Genomic DNA, 18,568 nt, shown 5'->3' with positions numbered 1-18,568 from the left:
CGGACCTGCCGGTCCGCGTACTGCGAAGCCTACGACTCCGCCGCCTTGCAACCCGAGTCGGTCAGGCTGCGAACCAGATGCCGAGCTCGCGCTCTGCCGACTCGACGGAGTCGGACCCATGGACGATGTTCAGCAGCACGCCGGCATCCCAGTCGCGTCCGAGGTCGCCGCGAATCGTGCCGGGTGCGGCCGTCGTGGGGTCGGTGGTGCCCGCCAGCGAGCGGAAGCCCTCGATGACACGGTGGCCCGCGACGCGGATCGCGACCGTCGGTCCCGACTGCATGAACTCGAGGAGCCCCTCGTAGAACGGCTTGCCCTCGTGCTCGGCGTAGTGCGCGGCCAGGATTGCGCGGTCGGCGTGCACGAGGCGGATGTCGACGAGCGAGTAGCCCTTCGTCTCGATGCGGCGGAGCACTTCGCCCGTGAGGCCGCGCTGGACGCCGTCCGGCTTGACGAGCACAAGCGTCTCTTCGATGGTTGCCATGATTCCTCCGTTGGTCGTGGTGGTCTGCCCGTGAGGGCCAGGTCGGTGGATGTGAGCCCGCGTCAGCTGCTCGGTGTGTCGGTCTGGTCGATGGGCTGCCCGTCGATGCCGATCTCTCCCGCCGCGAGGCGACGGTTGTACTCGGCGATGATCGGGGCACGCTGCCGGTCGATCTGGCCGCCCTTCCACATGAAGTACGTCCAGGAGGCGAGGAACAGCGCCCCGACGACGAACATACCGGGGTGGAGGAAGCCGGCGGCGACGAGCAGCACCTGCACCGCCCATCCGAGCCAGATCCCCCACTCGTGGCGGAGGAACCTGATGGTCACGAGGATGAGCGCGCCGAAGGCAGCCCCGAGCACAAACGCGGGGACGGGGTCGAGCACCCGCATCCCGAAGATGAGGAGTGTGCCCAGGAAGACGACGAAGAGCTCGAAGCCCAGGAAGATGGAGCCGATGACCTCGCGGATGCTGCGCTGGCGAGGGAGGCGGGTTCGGTTCCGCGGACTCACGACTCCTGCGCCCAGCCTTCGTCGCGCGACAGGGTCAGCGCCGTGCCGATGAGCGTGACGGAGCCTGTGATCAGGACCGCCGCGTTCATGCCCTCGTCCGCGCCATCTGCGAGGAGGTCGAGGGCGACCTCGCGGGCGCGCTCGATGGCGTCCTCGGCACGCTCGAGAACCTCGGGTTCGCTGCCCGTGACGTCGCGCACGATGTCGCCGAGCGATTCGGCGTCGATGGCACGCACCGAGTCGGACTGCGTGACCACGAAGCGCTCGGCGATGGGCTGCAGTGCTCGGATGATGCCGGCGGCGTCCTTGTCCTCGAGCACGCCGAGGACCACGACGACCCGCGAGAAGTCGAACGACTCGGTCACCGCTCGCGCGAGCGCCTCCGCGCCGTGGGGATTGTGGGCGGCGTCGATGAGCATGGGGGGCGTGACACCGATGCGCTCGAGTCGGCCGGGGGACGTCACCTCGCCGAACGCAGCTTCCACGAGCTCGTCGTTCAGGCTCCGGTTCGCGCCGAAGAAGGCTTCGACGGCTGCGAGAGCGACCGCCGCGTTGTGAGCCTGGTACTCACCGTCGAGCGGCAGGAGGAGGTCTTCGTACTTGCCCGCGATGCCGCGCACGGTGATGAGCCGACCGCCGACCGCGAGCTGGTTGTCCGTGACCGCGAAGTCGGTGGGCTCGGCGAAGACCTGGGCCTCGGAGATGCCCGCGGCCCGCTCGATCTCGGCGAGCACCTCGGGCTGCTGCTCGGCCGTGACGACGCGAGCGGCGGGCTTGATGATGCCGGCCTTCGTGCGCGCGATCTCGTCGAGGGTTCGGCCGAGCCGCTGCGTGTGGTCCAGCGCGATGGGCGTGAACACGGCCACCTCGCCGTCGGCGACGTTCGTGGAGTCCCACTCGCCACCCATCCCGACCTCGACGACCGCCACGTCGACGGGCGCGTCCGCGAAGCACGCGTAGGCCAGCACGGTGAGTGCCTCGAAGAACGTGAGGCGCGGCTCGCCGGCGGCCTCGAGCTCCGCATCCACGATCGAGAGGAACGGCGTGATGTCCTCCCAGTTCGCGACGAGTCGCTCGTCGCTGATGGGGCTCCCGTCGACGGCGATGCGCTCGTTGAGGCGCTCGAGGTGTGGGCTCGTCAGGAGGCCGGTGCGCAGGCCGTGGGCGCGCAGCACCGTCTCGATGATGCGGGCCGTCGAGCTCTTGCCGTTGGTGCCCGTGAGGTGGATGACGGGGTAGGCCGTGTGCACGTCGCCGAGCAGCTCGACCGCGCGCCGCGTGGCGTGGAGGCGCGGCTCCGGAGCCGCCTCCCCCACGCGCTCCATGAGCTCGTCGAAGACCCGCTCGCCCTCGCTGGCCCAGTCGGTTCCTTCGAGAAGGAGGCGCTCGTCTTCCTCGCGCTCGGTCAGGACCTCGTCCTCGTCGTCGGAGACCGCTGGCATGAACGTCTCGGCGATGTCCTCGGGCCGGAGCTCCAGGTCGCCGGAGTTCACGGCTTCCTCGTTCCCCTCGGCGTGGTCGTCCCAGTCGCCGGAATCCTGCTGGTCGCGTTCGCTCACGCCACTACCTCCACGTCGATCTCCAGTGCACCATACGTGTCGGCGCTCACCTCGGCGTCTGCGGGGACAGCGAGTCCGCCGGTCACCTGGAACTCGACGGCGAGCGTCTCGCCGGCGATGAGCTCCCGGTGCGTCTCAATGGCTGCGACCGACGCGTCGTCGGCACGCAGGGTGAGGCGGATGCGGTCGGAGACCTCGAGTCCGGCCTCCTTGCGCGCGTCCTGAACGGCACGCACGACGTCGCGGGCGAGGCCCTCGGCGGCGAGCTCGGGGCTCACGTTCGTGTCGAGCACGAGGATCCCACCGCTTGGCAGCAGGGTGATGGCGCGGTCTTCGCTCTCACCGGCGGTGACGAGCTTGACCTCGTACTCGCCGGCCTCGAGCTGCAGGCCGCCTGCCGTGACGACGCCGTCGACCTCGCTCCAGTCGCCGGACTTCGACGCCTTGATCGCGAGCTGCACCTGCTTGCCGAGGCGCGGACCAGCGGCCCGCGCGTTGACCTGCAGGACGCGGTCGATGCCGTACTTGGCCTCCGACTCGTCGACGAGCTGCTCGAACTCGACGGACTTCACGTTGAGCTCGTCGCGCAGGATGCCCGCGAACGGCTCGAGCGCGTCCGTGTTCGGGGCGACGACGGTGAGGCTCGCGAGCGGCAGGCGCACGCGGCGCCCGGCCTGCTTGCGCAGCGACAGGGCGGAGCTGGTGACGCGGCGCACCGCGTCCATCGAGTCGACGAGCGTCTGGTCGCTGGGGAAGGCGGAGGCGTCTGGCCAGTCGGTGAGGTGTACGCTGCGGCCGCCCGTGAGCCCGCGCCAGACCGTCTCGGTGATGAGCGGCGTCAGCGGGGCGGCGACGCGGGTGAGCGTCTCGAGCACCGTGTAGAGCGTGTCGAACGCCTCGGTGCTCGTGGCGTCGTCGGTCACGCCTCGCCAGAAGCGGTCGCGGGAGCGGCGCACGTACCAGTTGGTGAGCACGTCGCCGAAGTCGCGCAGGCGCGAGGCGGCGGTCGTCGAGTCGAGCGCCTCGAGGTCGGCCTGCACCTCGGAGACGAGCACGCCGAGCTTCGCGAGGATGTACTGGTCGAGCACGTCGCTCGAGTCGGTGCGGAGCCTCGCCTCGTAGGCCGAGGTCGAGCCGACCGCAGTGTTGGCGTAGGTCGTGAAGAAGTAGTACGTCGACCACAGGGGCAGCAGGAACTGGCGGACGCCCTCGCGGATGGTCTCCTCGGTCACGATGAGGTTGCCGCCGCGCAGCACGGGGCTGGCCATGAGGAACCATCGCATGGCGTCGGAGCCGTCGCGGTCGAACACCTCCTGCACGTCCGGGTAGTTGCGGAGGCTCTTCGACATCTTGCGGCCGTCGTTGCCGAGGACGATGCCGTGGCTCACGACGCGCTTGAAGGCGGGGCGGTGGAAGAGCGCCGTCGACAGCACGTGCATGACGTAGAACCAGCCGCGCGTCTGCCCGATGTACTCGACGATGAAGTCGGCGGGCGAGTGCGAGTCGAACCAGTCGCGGTTCTCGAACGGGTAGTGCACCTGCGCGTAGGGCATGGAGCCGGAGTCGAACCACACGTCGAGCACGTCGGGGATGCGCCGCATGGTGGATGCGCCCGTCGGGTCGTCCGGGTTGGGCCTCGTGAGCTCGTCGATGAATGGGCGGTGCAGGTCGGTGGGGCGCACGCCGAAGTCGCGCTCGATGTCGTCGAGCGAGCCGTAGACATCCACTCGCGGATAGTTTGGGTCGTCGCTCTTCCACACGGGGATGGGGCTGCCCCAGTAGCGGTTGCGGCTGATCGACCAGTCGCGGGCTCCCTCGAGCCACTTGCCGAACTGGCCGTCCTTGACGTTGTCCGGCACCCAGTCGATCTGCTGGTTCAACTCGACGAGCTCGTCGCGGAACTGCGTGACGCGAACGAACCAGCTCGAGACGGCCTTGTAGATGAGGGGCTTGCGGCAGCGCCAGCAGTGCGGGTACGAGTGCTCGTAGCTGGCCTGCTTGAAGAGCCGGCCGTCTGCCTTGAGGAGCTGCGTGAGCGGCTTGTTGGCGTCGAAGACCTGCAGGCCAGCGACGGGCTCGACGGCGGAGAGGAACTTGCCGCCCTCGTCGACGGAGAGGATCGTCGGGATGCCCGCGGCGTCGCTGAGCACCTTGTCGTCTTCACCGTAGGCGGGCGCCTGGTGCACGATGCCGGTGCCGTCGCTGGTCGTGACGTAGTCGCCGAGCAGGAACTGCCAGGCGTTCTGGGTGCCGTACGTCTCGGTGTCGGCGTAGAAGTCCCAGAGGCGCTGGTAGCGGACGCCGGCGAGCTCGGTGCCCTTGAGGGTGCGAGCGGTCGCGGCTGTCGCGTCTTCTACGGCCTCGTAGCCGAGCTCCTTGGCGTGCGCTGCGACGCGCGCGGTGGCGAGCAGGAACGAGCCCTCGCCCGCCGCGGTGCCGTCGGCCGCGCCGAGCGGTCCTGCGGGCACGACGGCGTAGTCGATCTCGGGGCCGACGGCCAGGGCCAGGTTGGTGGGGAGCGTCCAAGGGGTCGTCGTCCACGCGAGTGCCTTGACGCCGGCGAGGCCAAGCGCATCCGCCTGCTCGCCTTCGAGGGGGAAGGTGACCGTGACCGTCTGGTCCTGACGCATCTGGTAGACGTCGTCGTCCATGCGCAGCTCGTGGTTGGAGAGGGGCGTCTCGTCGTTCCAGCAGTACGGGAGCACGCGGAAGCCCTCGTAGGCGAGGCCGTCGTCGTAGAGCTTCTTGAACGCCCACAGCACCGACTCCATGTAGGAGATGTCGAGCGTCTTGTAGTCGTTCTCGAAGTCGACCCAGCGGGCCTGGCGGGTCACGTACTCCTGCCACTCGCGCGTGTACTTGAGCACCGATTCGCGGGCGGCGTCGTTGAAGGTGTCGATGCCCATGGCCTCGATCTCGGCCTTCGACTGGATGCCGAGCTGGCGCATGGCCTCGAGCTCGGCGGGCAGTCCGTGCGTGTCCCAGCCGAAGCGGCGGTGCACCTGGCGGCCGCGCATCGTGAAGTAGCGGGGGAAGACGTCCTTGGCGTAGCCGGTGAGGAGGTGCCCGTAGTGCGGGAGGCCGTTGGCGAAGGGTGGGCCGTCGTAGAAGACCCATTCTTCAGCGCCTTCGCGCTGGTCGATGGACGCCTGGAAGGTGCCGTCTTCGCGCCAGAAGTCGAGGACGCGCTCTTCGAGGCGCGGGAAGGACGGGGAGGCGGCGACGCTGTCCCGGGTCGAGCCGGCGGGGGTCGAGCCGGCGGGGTCGGCGGCTGGTCCGAACGAGGCCTTCGGGTAGCTCATGCGGTGGAACTCCTGGCAGTAAGTGGATGTGCTTGGTCTGCTTCAGGGACGCCGTGCGGCGCGGTACCACCCCGATTGCGGGCTCCCCCGGGCTGCCTCCCGTGCAGGGAGGGCATCCGCTGGAACTCGCCACTCGTTCCGAGCTGTGACGGGCTCACCCGCCCGGTTCTACTTGGCGTTCGCTCCTCGAGGGGTGCGCTCGCTGTTCTTCCGGGGACTCCCCGCTGATGGGCGGATCAAAGTCGTACTGGCAACATCGTACGCGCCCTGCTGTCGCGAGTGAAACGGCTGGCGTTGTTCTCGGGGCGGTCCGTCGTGCGCCAGCCCGTTCATGGACAGGCTGTGTACTCTCGCTTCGCCGATGCTCGCCTCGCAGCGGGCACCTCGAAACGAACGGAACGACGCATGCTCACGACCCGCCTTCCCAAGCTCGCAGCGATCTGCGCCTTCGCCGCGATCGCGTTCACCGGATGCTCGGCGGCCGGCAGCGGAGGGGCCGCGACTCCGTCCCCGACGGCGGCCGCGTCCGCGGAGAGCACAACCGCGGAGGGTGGCGGCACGTGCGCTGACGTGCAGGCGGAGATCGACTCGATCCGGACGAGCGTCGAGAGCATCTCAACGCAGGTGCCAGGCGACATCCCGGGTGCCGTCGCGACGCTCTCGACGATCGGCACGAGCCTCACGACGCTGCAGGAGAGTGTCACCGACCCTGATCTCAAGACGCATGTGGACACGCTGGTCACTGAGGTGACGGAGCTGCAGGCGACGGCCGGGGAGCTGGCGAACGGCGAGGGCGGTTTCGCGGCCGCCGCGAGCATCCTGACCCAGCTCGGCGAGGTCGAGTCGGCGCTGTCGTCGCTGACCGCGTACTGCGAGCTGCAGACGGCGTAGCTGGACGCCGGGCGGCTCGGAGTGGTGCGGGTCGGGTGAGTCCGTGGTCCGTTCTAGGACGGGTTGGGTGCTGACCCGCGCAGAGTACTGCGCCGGAGGAGTCGGTATTCCCAGCCTGGTCTGAGGGCTCGCCATCTGCCGGTTCGGTCTTTCACGACTTCGAGCTGGTTCTTGTGGGCCTGATGGTGGTGGAAGCTGCAGAGGAGCACTCCTTCGTCCACGTCCGTGACGCCCCCTTCAACCCAGGGCGTGGTGTGGTGCGCTTCGCACATGCCCACGGGCTTCCAGCAGCCCGGGGTGATGCAGCCTTTGTCACGGGCCGCGAGCGCTCTGCGTTGCGCGCGACTGTAGAGCCGCTGGCGGCGGCCGAGTCTCAGCGGTTCGCCGTTCGAGCCCAGGAGTGCTACTTGCACGAACCCGTCGCAGAGGGTCTTCGCCACCAGGCTCGGCGGCACGGGCGCTCCGGTGCGCTCGAGGTGCGGCAGCTCGGTCGGGCGCTTGGCTTGTCCGTTCAGGCCTGAGTCTGTTGTGGTGATGACGAGCGTGGGGGCCTCCCCGCCGGCGCGGGGAGCATCCGGGGCTTCTGCAAAGCGGGCGAAGACCAGCTCGACGGCGTCCATGCGCTGCTGGGCGGGCGTGCGCGGGTCGACGATCTGCTCGTCCGGATGCGAGACGTCAACGTCTGCCGCGTCCAGTTCCGTCGTGCCGACGCGCGCAGCCTCGCTTTCGGCACCAGCTGTGTCGGTGGTGCAGGCGTCAGCGTCTCCGTTGGGCGTGGCGCTTTCGGCGGCAACCTTGCGGCGGGGCGAGGTGACGGTCTCGCACACCTTCCGGAGCAGGTCCCCCTGTTCGGGGGTCGCGACGAATCGCCCAGTGACGGTGCCGTCTGCGCGTTCCCGCATCCAGAACCCCCGCTTGCGCGCCGCGCGCTCTGCGAGCGGCTCGGCCCCGTCGGGGTCGAGGAAGGCCACCCACTGCGCGGCTTGCACGCGGAGCAATTCGGGCGTTGCCGGAGCAAGATCTTCTGGGTTCACGCCGCGCGCTGAGTCAACGAGTTCAGCTTCAGCGGCGTCGAGGTGCGCTCGTTCGGCTCGGCCGTTCGCTGGCTTCAATCCTTTGACGATCGCGGACGCTTGTGCGAGCGAGATCTGCGCGGCTGCAAGGGCGGTCGCGACGGCCGGATGTGGCGGCTCGAGCTGCTCACCGGTCAGGCTCATCGGGCCACGGGTGGCCTCCGCAAGGCGAACCAGCGCCCCCGCTTCAGCGAAGGTGACCCCGAGGAGCTGCTGAAGCATTTCTGCGGAGCTGGCGAAACCCACGCTCCGCGCGAGATCATCCCTCACCGAGCCCTCATCGTCACGGCGAAGCACTTCACCGGCAACCTCGACCAACGCCGCATCAAGTGCCCGCCGACGGCTCGCAAGCTCCGCGATCACCGCGGGAATCTCCGCCGCCAGCAGGCCGAGCGTGTCCCCCGACGCCGAGATGAGCGAGTCGACCCTCGCGGTCTCCGACGACGATCGCGTGAACGTCGCCGAATCCCGGTGAGTGCCCACCTGCCCAAGAACCATGACGACCTCCCCCCGGGATCGCCTTCAGCCTAACAGCGATGAGGCTGTTGGAGAAGTGCCTGATCAGGTTTTTGCCACTTTTTTCGAACACAGAAGCGAACAATTGTCAGTTCTGATGAAGATCCGGTGGACCACGCCTGGAGCCCAGCCAGCACCTCACCCGACCGCTCCCGATCCCGCGATGCGCGCCGATTCCGCCTCAGCTAGGTCACGATTAACCGACAGGTCCGATTCCATTGTTGCGGTCCAATGTACGGCGCGTAGCGTGAAGAGATGACGAGGCCACACCTGCTCGTTTGCCTGTCCGCATTCCTCGAAGTTGTCGCCAGCCTGAGCATGCCGGCCATACGACCACTCGAAACGTCGCGACTTGAGGTCGTGACCGACGCGCAGCTCACCGAATGCCTCGTCAAGATCAGCGAGTACTCCTTCACGCCAGACGGCAGCGTGTTCAAGTCGAGGGCTCACGAGGAGTTCACCAACCTGAAGCAGGCGCTGTACCATCACCAGCCCGACGAGGTGGGTTTCCTCTACGCCACCGACAACGCTCCCCTCGAGTCGGAGACGGAAGACGCGACGGTCTCGATTCCCGTCAAGAGTCCGCCGGGAGGGCAAACAGCGGTGAACCCCGCCGCCCTGGCCGAGACCGCCGGGGGCAGCGCGCTCACGTTCCAGCTCCACGAGGCCGCGGCTTCGGTTCGAGAGGTCTGCGCGGTGTTCCTCGACGCCCTCGCAGCCCCCGCGATTGCCGACGTCGTGCGCGGCGTGGCCATCGACCAGAAGTACAACCGGGTCGTCATCCTCGCCCGCGACGTCGCCCGGGTAAGCGAGTATGCCGCGAAGGCTTACGGGAGCCTCGCCGTCGTTGAGCAGGCGACGGGAAGCGTCGAGGAGTCGCGAGTCTGGGACACCGGCCCCTTCCCGGCAGGACAGCGCATGTCCGTGGTCGGGCAGAGCCAGCGCGGATGCTCATCGGGATTCGACATGCGCGACGCCGAAGGGGTGCCGTTCATGCTCACGGCCGCACACTGCGCCGACATCGGGCAACGGTGGCGCAGCGGCGGCCCCCTCGGAACGGTCACGGACAACCTCAACCCAGGCAGGGACGTCGCCTTCGTGTTCGGCGGGTCGCCAAGCGGGCAGATCTACCGTGGCGACAGCACCACCTCGAGGACAGGCGAGGTGGTGGGCGTGCTCGGCGGGACTCCGAACTACGGCGCCACCGCAGGATTCAGCGGGGCCACCACGGGCGAGAGCTCGGCACCGTATCGGTGGTCGGGCTGTTCACGCTCGTACTGCAACCTGTACTTCTTCTCCGGCAACCTCACCGACCTCGGCGACAGCGGCGGCCCCTGGTTCGCCCACCTCCCGGGCTCCGCGGACGTACTCGCCGTCGGCGTGCATCGCGGCCGAGAGACGACGGGGAGCGGCACCTACATGGTGATGACGGACGTGCGGTACGTCATCGGCTTCACGTCGTCGCGGATCTACTCCGCCGTGTAGCCGCGCAGGATCGGCGCCGTCGCCTCGTCGACGAGCTCGGCCAGGCTGCCTCGGGCTGGGCCAGCCTCGACCCAGCGGTCGCCCGCGGCGACCACCGCTGCGACGATCGCGCCCGCGCAGACGGCCCGCTGCAGCTCGTCGAGGGCGGGTTCGGTGCGCGACAGGTACCGCCGGAGTGCCGCCTGCTGGACGAGCGCGCGCTTGGAGCCGGTGGCCGCGAGGTCCTCACCCGTTCCGGTCATCTCACGAAGCGACGCCGCCCACGGGATGTGCTCAGGGCTGACCGTCGCGGCGATGGCGAGGAGCACCCGGCGCAACTCGGCCAGCCCGCCACCCGATCCGCTGACGCCGTCGTCGGCGAGATCGGCGGCAGCCGCATCGAGGAGCGAGGGGATGCCGGCCAGCAGCGGGTCGAGGCCGACCCACAGCACGTCGGCCTTGGCGGTGAAGTAGTTGAAGAAGGAACTTCGCGCGACCCCCGCTCGGCGGGCGATGTCGCTCGCGCTCGTCTGCTCGTACCCCTGCTCGAGGAACAGCTCGAGGGCGGCCTCTTCCAGGGTCTCGCGACTCGACGCCGAGGGCCGACCTCGACGCGCGGCCCGCTCCTCGTGATCCGTCATGTCCGACTCATTTCTGCATGGTGTCCATAAACACGGTTACACTCTGCGAGTGTCAGAATCAGTCACCCGCCGTTCCGCGAAGCCCGCCGCGCTCCTCGCCTTGTCCGCAGCCCTCATCGTGCCACTTGCCGCCTGTTCGAGCGACACCGGCGCCGCAGGGGAGGCTGAAATCCTTCGATATGCCTCGGGCGACGCCGAACCGACCTGCCTCGACCCGCACGTCGGCGGGAACTGGCCCCAGGCGATCCTCGCGAACCAGTTCCTCGAGTCGCTCTTCTCGAAAGATGAGGCCGGCGAGATCGTGCCGTGGCTCGCGACCGGCGCCGAGCCCTCCGACGACCAGCTGAGCTGGACCGTCTCCCTCAAGGAAGGCGTGACCTTCACCGACGGCACGCCGTTCGATGCGGACGCGGTCGTCGCCAACGTCGAGCACATCAAGAACCCGGACACCGCATCGTCGACGGCGATCCTCGCCCTCGGCAAGGTCTCCGAGGCGGTCGCCGTCGACGAGCACACGGTGCGCTTCGACCTCAGCGAACCGGACAGCGCCCTCGTCGAATCGCTCGCGCAGACCTGGCTCGCCATCGAGTCCCCGGCCGGCCTCGAGCGCGGCACCGACGCGAACTGCCTCGCCCCCATCGGCACGGGAGCGTTCAAGGTCGAGTCGTGGGAGAAGCAGTCGCAGGTCGTGCTGACCCGCAATCAGAACCACACGACAGCGCCGGAGGACGGCGTCGCGACCGAAGACCAGCCAGGAGCGGCCGTCGACACGATCGAGTGGAAGTTCATCCCCGATGCGGCCACCCGCCTCGCCGCCCTGCAGTCGGGCCAGGCAGACATCATCGACTCCGTGCAGCCGGATGCGCTCTCGCAGTTCCAGGCGAACGGCACCGAGGAGACGCTCATCGGAGCGCGCCCGGGCGTGACCGCTCGCATCGAGCTGAACACGACCCGCGCGCCGTTCGACGACCCCAAGGTGCGTGAGGCGTTCGCAGCCTCAGCCGACATCGACGCCGCCGTCGAGTCGCTCTACTTCGGCACCCTCGAACGCTCGACGTCGGTGCTCTCGAGCGCCACGCCGTTCGCCACCTCCCATCCCGACGCGTTCGGGTTCGACGCCGCTCGCGCATCCACCCTCCTCGACGAGGCAGGCTGGACGGCACGCGACGCCGACGGCGTGCGCACCAAGGACGGCAAGCGCCTCGAGGTGGCGTTCCCCGTCTCCACGAACCAGTCGATCCCCGCCGAGATCTCGGTGCTCGAGCAGATCAAGGCGACAAGCGCCGAGGTGGGCTTCGACGTGCAGCTCGAGCTGCTCGACCTGTCGACCTGGTACGAGCGAAGCGGCACGTGGGAGTTCGACGCCATCGTCGCGCCGTACTCGAAGAACTCGGCCGACGTGCTCCGCATCGTCTACTCGACCGACAGCATCACGCCAGCCCCGAGCGGGTATCACGCCAACAACACTGGGCTCTCGCTGCCCGAACTCGACGAAGCCCTCGAGGCCGCCGTCAAGACGACCGACGACGCCGAGCGCGAGCGCCTGTACGGCGAGGCCCAGCAGCTCATCATCGACAGCGGCACCGTCATCCCGCTCTACGACCAGACCGTGCAGTTCGCCTACGGCGACAACGTGCACGGCTTCCGGCTCCAGCCGAACGTCAACGTGCCGTCGCTCGTGAACGTCACCATCGAGTAGCTGGACGACAGACGAGCGCGGCACGCGAGACAATCGACGAGTGACGACGGATGCGCGGTCTCGCGCGGCACGACTGGTGCCGCTGATTCCGCGCATCCTCCTCCGTCTCGGCGGCGTCCTCTTCGTGCTGTGGGCGGTCATCACCGTCACGTTCTTCGCCGTGCGGGCCGTGCCGGGCGACCCGGTGCTCGCGATCCTCGGCGGGCCCGGCTCGAACGCCAGCGCCGAGGCGGTCGCGCAGGCGCGCGCAGACAACGGGCTCGACCAGCCGCTCTTCCTCCAGTACCTCTCCCAGCTCTGGCGCACCGCGACGGGCGACCTCGGTTTCAGCTACGCGCAGCGCGAGAGCGTCGCGGACCTCATCGGCGAGCAGCTGCCCGGCACCCTCGCCCTGGCCGGCCTCTCGCTGCTCCTCGCCTGGGTCATCGCGCTCGCGGTCGCCTGGTGGTCGACGGGCGGCGGTCGCCTCGCGTGGGGCATCGCCTCGACGCTCGAGGTCATCGCCGCCGCCGTTCCGCACTTCTGGCTGGCGGCCGTGCTCGTGCTGATCTTCGCAGGGATGCTCGGCCTTCCGGTTGCGGTCTCCGGCCCCGGGTTCTCCGGCCTCATCCTTCCGAGCATCACCCTGGCCCTTCCCCTCGCCGGCTATCTCGGGCAGGTCATGCGCGAGCAGATGCTCGATGCCCTCGAGTCGCCGTTCGTGCTCGCGGCGCGTGCGCGGGGGGAAGGGCGAAGCGGCGTCTTCTGGCGGCACGTCCTGCGCCACGCTGCGATCCCCGCCGTCGGTCTCAGCGGCTGGGCGCTCGGCTCGCTGGTCTCCGGCGCGGTGGTCGTCGAGACGATCTTCGCGCGGCCAGGGCTCGGCCGCTCGCTGCTGGATGCCGTCGGCGCGCGCGACGTCCCCTACGTCATCGGCGTGCTCATCGTCGTCGCGGCCGCCTACATGCTCGTCACGGTGCTGACCGACCTGGTCGAGCCCCTCATCGATCCGCGGGCGCGTGACCGGGCCGGGTCGCGCGAGCGGGTCGGGGTGCGCGCATGAGTCTCGAGGCCGCGGCGGTCCGGGATGCGCGTGCCGGCTCAGGTGGGCGTCGCTCCGGGCGCGCCGGCTCAGGCTCGCGGCGCGGCGTGTGGCTCGCGGTCTGGCTCGGGGTCACCGCCCTCTACGTGCTCGCCGCCGTCTTCCCCCAGCTGCTCGCGCCGGGCAACCCGCTTGCCGTGAACCCGGCCGACGCGTTCTCGCCCCCGAGCCCCGAGCATCCGTTCGGCACCGACGAGTCGGGGCGCGGCGTCTACACGCGGGTGGTGCACGGCGCGGCATCCTCGCTGACGATCGGCGCGCTCGCGACCGCCATCGGCCTCGCGCTCGGCGCCGTGTTCGGGCTCGCGGCCGGCCTCGGGCCACGGTGGCTCGACTTCGGCACGACCCGTATCGTCGAGGTGTTCTTCGCCTTCCCCGGTATCCTCCTCGCCCTCCTGCTCATCGTGCTCGCAGGCCCTGGAGTGGTGACGACGACGATCGCCGTCGGCCTCTCGACGGCGCCCGGGTACGCACGGCTCATCCGCTCCCAGGTGCTGCGGGTGCGCGCGAGCGCCTACGTCGAGGCCGACCTCGTGCTCGGCAGGTCGCGCTGGCACACGTTCGCGCGCACGCTCCTGCCGAACGTCGCGTGGCCGCTCTTCTCACTCGCGACCCTCGGGCTGGGGCAGGCGATCGTCTGGGCGGCGGCCCTCAGCTACCTGGGCCTCGGCGAGCCGCCGCCCAGCCCGGAATGGGGTTCGATGCTCTCGGCGGGCCGCCTCTACCTGCCGACCGGCAGCTGGTGGCTCACGATCTTCCCCGGCACCGCGATCGTCGGCGCCGCGGTCACGGCGACGATGCTCGGCCGCATCATGCAGCAGCGCACGAGGCAGGCGTCGTGAGCGCGCACGGAACACTCGAGGCGCTCGGCGCGCATCCGGTTGTGGAGGCCGACGGGCTGCGGGTCTCGTACGGCGACTTCGAGGCCGTCCGCGGGGTCTCGTTCGAGGTGCGGCGCGGCGAGTGCCTCGCGCTTGTCGGCGAGTCCGGCTCCGGCAAGTCGGTCACGGCGCGTTCCCTCCTGGGGCTGAGCGGTGACGGCGCGCGAGTCAACGCCGGAGTGCTGCGCCTCGACGGAGACGAGCTGCCGACGAAGACCTCCGACGGGGCGTGGCGCTCCATCCGCGGCGGCCGCATCGGGCTTGTCCACCAGGATGCGCTGGTCGCGCTCGACCCGCTCCGCCCGGTCTGGCGCGAGGTCGACGACGCGCTCCGGCTGCACACCGACCTCGGGCGCGCGGCGCGGCGCCAGCGCGTACTCGAGCTTCTCGACCGCGTCGGCATCGAGGATCCCGCGTCGATCGCGAGACGCCGCAGCGGGCAGCTCTCCGGGGGCCAGCGTCAGCGCGTGCTCATCGCCGCCGCCCTCGCCGGAGACCCGGCGCTGCTCATCGCCGATGAGCCGACGAGCTCGGTCGACCAGGCGGTGCAGGCGCAGCTCATCGGGCTCTTCAACGCGCTCAAGGCAGACGGCATGACGATGCTCTTCATCACGCACGACCTCGGCGTCGTGCAGCGCCTCGCCGACCGCGTCGCGGTCATGAGCGAAGGCCTCGTCGTCGAGACGGCACCGACCGAGCAGCTCTTCCGCGCACCCCAGCACGACATCACCAGAACGCTCCTGGCAGCGCAGCCGAAGCCAACCGGCGACTCGTCCGGCAGCGCGTCCGCGGCCTCCGCCGCCGCGACCGCTCCTCGGCTGCTCGACGTGCGCGCCGTGTCTCGGACCTTCCGCACCCTCGGGGCCGCGCCGGTGCATGCCGTGCGCGGCGCCTCGTTCTTCCTCGGCCACGGGGAGACGCTCGGCATCGTCGGCAGCTCTGGCTCAGGCAAGTCGACGCTCGCCCGCATCGCGCTCGGCCTCGAGCAGCCGGACGCGGGGTCGGTCACCTTCCTCGGCGAGGCCTGGAGCCCGGCACCCGAGCGCAGCCGCAGGTCGCGTCGGCCGAGACTCGGCTACGTGCCCCAGGATGCACTGTCGAGCTTCAACCCGCGGCGCACCGTGGGCGAGATCCTCGCGGATGCGATCACCGCTGGCAGGTCGAGCTCGGTGCGCACGAACCGTGCGGCCATCGAGGCGGCGCTCGAGCAGGTCGGGCTCGACGCCTCGGTCGCGGGGCTCCGCCCGCTCCACCTCAGCGGCGGGCAGCGGCAGCGAGTGGCCATCGCGCGGGCCCTCGCCCCCGACCCGGACGTGCTGCTGTGCGACGAACCGGTGTCGTCACTCGATGTGACGGTGCAGGCGCAGGTGCTCGCGCTCATCCAGCGGCTCGTCAACGACCTCGGCCTCGCCTGCCTCTTCATCTCGCACGACCTCGCGGTCGTGGCCCAGCTCTCCGATCGCGTCGCCGTCATGAGCCGGGGCGAAGTGGTCGAGACCGCGCCCGTCGCCGAGCTCTTCGCCGCGCCGAAGCACCCGGCCAGCCGCGCCCTCCTCGAGGCCCACAAGAGCCTCGAGGTGCGCTGAGCTCGCCGGGTGCCGGGGAGTGGTGAGGTGCTGCGTCGACCTACTCGACCGTCAGGAAGCCGGAACCGACCGAGACGGAGAGCGTGCTCTCTGCGTCGTCTGACTGCCGGACGTTGACGTTCGCCATCCCTGACTCGCTGAGGTTCGACTCGACCTTGTACGCGCCGTCAGGGAGCGCGACGCTGCCGAAGCCCGATTCGAGCGAGATGTCAGTGCCCTTGGGCGCGGATCCGGTGAAGACGGCATTGACAGCACCCGAGTTGGCCGCCAGCACCACATCCCCCGACACCTCCGCCTCGATGTTCGTGGCGCCGGACCCGGTGCTCACCGTGAGGTTCGCGGCGGAGCCCTCGAAGTTGCTCGCGCCCGAGTTCGTCTCGATGACGAGGTCGCCGAAGTCACCCTCGAGGCTCGCGGCCCCGGAGCTGACGGTGATGTGAGCATCCAGGTCCTCCCCCGACAACGTCCTCGGCAGCGTCAAGGAGAGCTCTTCGTCGCCGAAGGGGCCGCCGCTGCGGCCACCCGCCCGCTCGACGGCGAGCTCGCCGCCCTCGGTCGTGAGCTGCCAGTCACCGGCCTGCTTGAAGCCCTTCGTCTCCACCGCGAGCTGCGCTTCGGAGACGTCGCCGAACTCGATCTCGATGCCTACAGAGTCAACGTCGACGCGCAGCGAGGACACGCCCGCAACCGACTCCGTGATGGTCGCCTCGTCGCGCATGACGTCGCGGAGGCTGTTGAAGACGGCGCTCGTCAGCGTGCCGGCGACCACCATCCCGCCCACGATGGCGACGGTGATCGTGATCCAGCCGAAGCGCTTCGTGCTGTCACCCTGGGCCTCAGGGCGCGTGTCCGGTTCGAGCGTTGGCGTGGTCATCGGAGTTCTCCGTTCGGGAATCGGGCCGCGTGGCCCTGTCCATCGAGGGGTGTCTGTGGGTTCGAGCGGGGCGAGTGCCCCTGCCCGTCAAGGTGCGCGAGGACGGCCAGCACGCGCCGGTTGCCGCCGTCGCCCTGGTCGAGCTCGAGCTTCTGGAAGACCGCCGAGATGTGCTTCTCGATGCTCCCGGCGCTCACGTGGAGCGCCTCGGCGATCGCGTGATTGGAACGTCCCTCTGCCATGAGCCCGAGCACTTCGGACTCGCGCGGCGTGAGCCGCTCGAAGCGCGCATCCCTCGTCTTCCTGGCGAGCAGCTGCGCGACGACCTCCGAGTCGAGCACCGTGCCGCCAGCCGCGACGTTGTCGACGCCGGCGAGGAACTGCTCGACGTCGGCGACCCGGTCCTTCAGGAGGTAGCCGAGGCCGCCGCGCGAGCTCGAGATGAGCTCGGAGGCGTAGCGCTCCTCGACGTACTGCGAGAGCACCAGCACTGCCAAGCCGGGGTCAGTGGCGCGGAGTCGAAGCGCCGCACGAATGCCCTCGTCGGTGAAGCCGGGCGGGAGGCGGACATCGAGGATCACAAGGTCGGGGTCCGTTTCGGCGACGAGCCGATCAAGGCGACCGTCGTCGGCGAGGATGCCGACCATCGTGTGTCCGGCGTCCTCGAGCAGGCGGGCGATGCCCTCCCGCAGGAGCGCGGAGTCTTCGCAGATCAGGATGCGCATGGCACGCTCACCTCGATCGTCGTCGGTCCTTCCGGTGGGCTGGAGATCGTGATCCCGCCGCCCGCCGCCTCGATGCGGTCGGTGACGCCGTCGAGCCCGCCGCCGGGGATGAGGCGCGCCCCGCCCCGTCCGTCGTCCTGGATGCGAGCCCACAGCATCGAGCCGCGCATGCGAACCTGCACCGAGATCTCCGAAGCGCCGGAGTGCTTCGCCGCGTTGCCCAGCGATTCGGCGACCGCGAAGTACACGGCGGCCTCCGCGTCCTGCGAGCAGCGGCCCGGCAGCTGCGCGTCCAGCACAACCGGGATGTGGGAGCGCGCCGCGAGGCCGGAGAGCGCGGCATCGAGGCCACGGTCGGTGAGCACGGCCGGCTGGAAGCCGCGGGCCAGCTGGCGCAGCTCCGTCACGGCCTCCTTCGTGGAGGCGTGCGCCTCGTCGATGAGCTCCGCCGCACGGGACGGGTCGGAGTCGAGCTTCGTCTTGGCCATGCCGAGGGTCATACCGATCGAGACGAGGCGAGGCTGCACGCTGTCGTGCAGGTCGCGCTCGATGCGGTCGCGCTCCGTGGCGGCACCGCGAACGGCGACGGTGCGGCGACGACCGGCGTCGCGCACCTCCTCCTCCAGCTGCTGCTCCCGGTCGCGGGAGAGGAGGCTGATGGATGCGGCGCGCTGCACGTAGGCGAACGCGACGATGAGCGCGACGGCGACGAGCAGCATCCCGATGCCGATGAGGACCCCGACGAACGGGGTGACGGCGAAGTCCATGCCCCACACGCTCAGCGTCTCTCGATTCTGCAGCGGAGAGAAGATCGCGAAGACGCCCGAGACGCCGAGCTGCAGCGAACCGAGGGTCAGCGTGCCGAGGACGGCGACGATCACGAGGTGCAGCATGGCCTTCCAGTTGGCCCCGTCCGCGAACTGGACGAGCGGGGTGAGCACGAACCGCCAGCCGTCGCGGCGACGCGAGCGGCGCATCCCGGAGTCGTCGAGCGGACGGTCGTAGAGGGCGGCGACGCGGCGACGCTCGAAGGCCGAGACGCCACGGAACGCGAAGGCGAGGCCCGCGAGAACGATGACGCCGACGCCCAGCACGAAGAGGAGTCCGACGCCGAGGCCGAGGAGGCCGAACAGGAGTGACAGCAGGAGCGGCGCGATGACGCCGCCGGCGGCGAGGTGCAGCGAGGTGAGACTCAGCTGCTTGACGTTGTTCTTCATGTCCACAACGCTATGGTCGCGCGTCACGCGGCAACACGGAGCATCCCTCACACCTCAGCGGGG

15 protein-coding genes are annotated in these 18,568 nt (G+C 69.8%); 6 read left to right on the top strand and 9 right to left on the bottom strand.

From position 1 onward, the window contains the following. Positions 1-61 precede the first annotated feature (61 nt). The 4 genes from ndk to ileS form a co-directional block, all read right to left on the bottom strand. Positions 62-484 (bottom strand): nucleoside-diphosphate kinase, encoded by a 423-nt coding sequence (gene ndk, locus HDC34_RS14590; protein WP_179557529.1) that lies wholly within the window; start codon positions 482-484, stop codon positions 62-64. 62 nt (positions 485-546) lie between these two features. Next, on the bottom strand, positions 547-996 hold the full coding sequence (locus tag HDC34_RS14585) for a DUF4233 domain-containing protein (RefSeq protein ID WP_179557528.1): 450 nt from the start codon (positions 994-996) through the stop codon (positions 547-549). Continuing rightward, positions 993-2,321 carry a folylpolyglutamate synthase/dihydrofolate synthase family protein gene (locus tag HDC34_RS14580; RefSeq protein ID WP_257023343.1) on the bottom strand — a complete coding sequence of 443 codons (1,329 nt, stop codon included), beginning with the start codon at positions 2,319-2,321 and terminating at the stop codon, positions 993-995. Before HDC34_RS14580 ends, HDC34_RS14585 begins: the two co-directional genes overlap by 4 nt. A 230-nt stretch (positions 2,322-2,551) precedes the next feature. Further along, on the bottom strand, positions 2,552-5,857 hold the full coding sequence (gene ileS / locus HDC34_RS14575) for an isoleucine--tRNA ligase (RefSeq protein ID WP_179557527.1): 3,306 nt from the start codon (positions 5,855-5,857) through the stop codon (positions 2,552-2,554). Positions 5,858-6,262: 405 nt separating this feature from the next. On the opposite strand from ileS, the gene HDC34_RS14570 reads away from it, so the two are divergent. Next, positions 6,263-6,748, top strand: coding sequence for a hypothetical protein (locus tag HDC34_RS14570; RefSeq protein WP_179557526.1), 486 nt, complete (start codon positions 6,263-6,265; stop codon positions 6,746-6,748). Between the two features lie 53 nt (positions 6,749-6,801). On the opposite strand, the gene HDC34_RS14565 is transcribed toward HDC34_RS14570, so the two are convergent. Beyond that, positions 6,802-8,319, bottom strand: coding sequence for an HNH endonuclease signature motif containing protein (locus HDC34_RS14565; RefSeq protein WP_179557525.1), 1,518 nt, complete (start codon positions 8,317-8,319; stop codon positions 6,802-6,804). 378 nt (positions 8,320-8,697) lie between these two features. On the opposite strand from HDC34_RS14565, the gene HDC34_RS14560 reads away from it, so the two are divergent. After that, positions 8,698-9,822 carry a hypothetical protein gene (locus tag HDC34_RS14560; protein ID WP_179557524.1) on the top strand — a complete coding sequence of 375 codons (1,125 nt, stop codon included), beginning with the start codon at positions 8,698-8,700 and terminating at the stop codon, positions 9,820-9,822. Here the strand turns inward: HDC34_RS14560 and HDC34_RS14555 are convergent. Continuing rightward, on the bottom strand, positions 9,807-10,442 hold the full coding sequence (locus tag HDC34_RS14555; protein ID WP_179557523.1) for a helix-turn-helix domain-containing protein: 636 nt from the start codon (positions 10,440-10,442) through the stop codon (positions 9,807-9,809). The genes HDC34_RS14560 and HDC34_RS14555 overlap by 16 nt on opposite strands. Positions 10,443-10,491: 49 nt before the next feature. Here HDC34_RS14555 and HDC34_RS14550 point away from each other — a divergent pair, with 49 nt between their 5' ends. From HDC34_RS14550 to nikE, 4 genes are read left to right on the top strand one after another with little or no spacing between them, the layout of a single operon-like run. Beyond that, complete coding sequence (locus HDC34_RS14550) at positions 10,492-12,141, top strand: ABC transporter substrate-binding protein (protein WP_308807359.1); 1,650 nt, start codon at positions 10,492-10,494, stop codon at positions 12,139-12,141. A 40-nt stretch (positions 12,142-12,181) separates the two neighbouring features. Continuing rightward, positions 12,182-13,183 carry an ABC transporter permease gene (locus tag HDC34_RS14545; protein ID WP_307852839.1) on the top strand — a complete coding sequence of 334 codons (1,002 nt, stop codon included), beginning with the start codon at positions 12,182-12,184 and terminating at the stop codon, positions 13,181-13,183. Then, positions 13,180-14,064, top strand: a complete 885-nt coding sequence (locus HDC34_RS14540; protein WP_179557521.1) for an ABC transporter permease — start codon at positions 13,180-13,182, stop codon at positions 14,062-14,064. The genes HDC34_RS14545 and HDC34_RS14540 overlap by 4 nt, the downstream gene beginning before the upstream one ends. Further along, entirely contained in the window at positions 14,061-15,689 is a 1,629-nt protein-coding gene (nikE, locus tag HDC34_RS14535; protein ID WP_179557520.1) for an ABC transporter ATP-binding protein, read from the top strand. Before HDC34_RS14540 ends, nikE begins: the two co-directional genes overlap by 4 nt. 40 nt (positions 15,690-15,729) lie before the next feature. Here nikE and HDC34_RS14530 read toward each other — a convergent pair whose 3' ends face one another. From HDC34_RS14530 to HDC34_RS14520, 3 genes are read right to left on the bottom strand one after another with little or no spacing between them, the layout of a single operon-like run. Further along, positions 15,730-16,563, bottom strand: coding sequence for a DUF4097 family beta strand repeat-containing protein (locus HDC34_RS14530; RefSeq protein ID WP_179557519.1), 834 nt, complete (start codon positions 16,561-16,563; stop codon positions 15,730-15,732). Continuing rightward, on the bottom strand, positions 16,560-17,288 hold the full coding sequence (locus HDC34_RS14525) for a response regulator transcription factor (protein ID WP_179557518.1): 729 nt from the start codon (positions 17,286-17,288) through the stop codon (positions 16,560-16,562). Before HDC34_RS14525 ends, HDC34_RS14530 begins: the two co-directional genes overlap by 4 nt. Next, positions 17,276-18,505 carry a sensor histidine kinase gene (locus HDC34_RS14520; protein WP_179557517.1) on the bottom strand — a complete coding sequence of 410 codons (1,230 nt, stop codon included), beginning with the start codon at positions 18,503-18,505 and terminating at the stop codon, positions 17,276-17,278. Before HDC34_RS14520 ends, HDC34_RS14525 begins: the two co-directional genes overlap by 13 nt. Positions 18,506-18,568 lie beyond the last annotated feature (63 nt).

Origin of the sequence: Pseudoclavibacter sp. JAI123, from assembly GCF_013409665.1 — a bacterium.
GTDB lineage: Bacteria > Actinomycetota > Actinomycetes > Actinomycetales > Microbacteriaceae > Pseudoclavibacter.
Note: the sequence above shows the minus strand (reverse complement) of the source record. Positions and strands in the feature narration are given on the sequence as shown.

Coding starts and splice junctions, on each gene's coding strand:
- ileS (WP_179557527.1), bottom strand. CDS start 5,857: ATGAGCTACCCGAAGGCCTCGTTCGGACCAGCCGCCGACCCCGCCGGC.
- HDC34_RS14525 (WP_179557518.1), bottom strand. CDS start 17,288: ATGCGCATCCTGATCTGCGAAGACTCCGCGCTCCTGCGGGAGGGCATC.
- HDC34_RS14565 (WP_179557525.1), bottom strand. CDS start 8,319: ATGGTTCTTGGGCAGGTGGGCACTCACCGGGATTCGGCGACGTTCACG.
- HDC34_RS14555 (WP_179557523.1), bottom strand. CDS start 10,442: ATGACGGATCACGAGGAGCGGGCCGCGCGTCGAGGTCGGCCCTCGGCG.
- HDC34_RS14530 (WP_179557519.1), bottom strand. CDS start 16,563: ATGACCACGCCAACGCTCGAACCGGACACGCGCCCTGAGGCCCAGGGT.
- HDC34_RS14570 (WP_179557526.1), top strand. CDS start 6,263: ATGCTCACGACCCGCCTTCCCAAGCTCGCAGCGATCTGCGCCTTCGCC.
- HDC34_RS14520 (WP_179557517.1), bottom strand. CDS start 18,505: ATGAAGAACAACGTCAAGCAGCTGAGTCTCACCTCGCTGCACCTCGCC.
- HDC34_RS14580 (WP_257023343.1), bottom strand. CDS start 2,321: ATGGAGCGCGTGGGGGAGGCGGCTCCGGAGCCGCGCCTCCACGCCACG.
- HDC34_RS14540 (WP_179557521.1), top strand. CDS start 13,180: ATGAGTCTCGAGGCCGCGGCGGTCCGGGATGCGCGTGCCGGCTCAGGT.
- ndk (WP_179557529.1), bottom strand. CDS start 484: ATGGCAACCATCGAAGAGACGCTTGTGCTCGTCAAGCCGGACGGCGTC.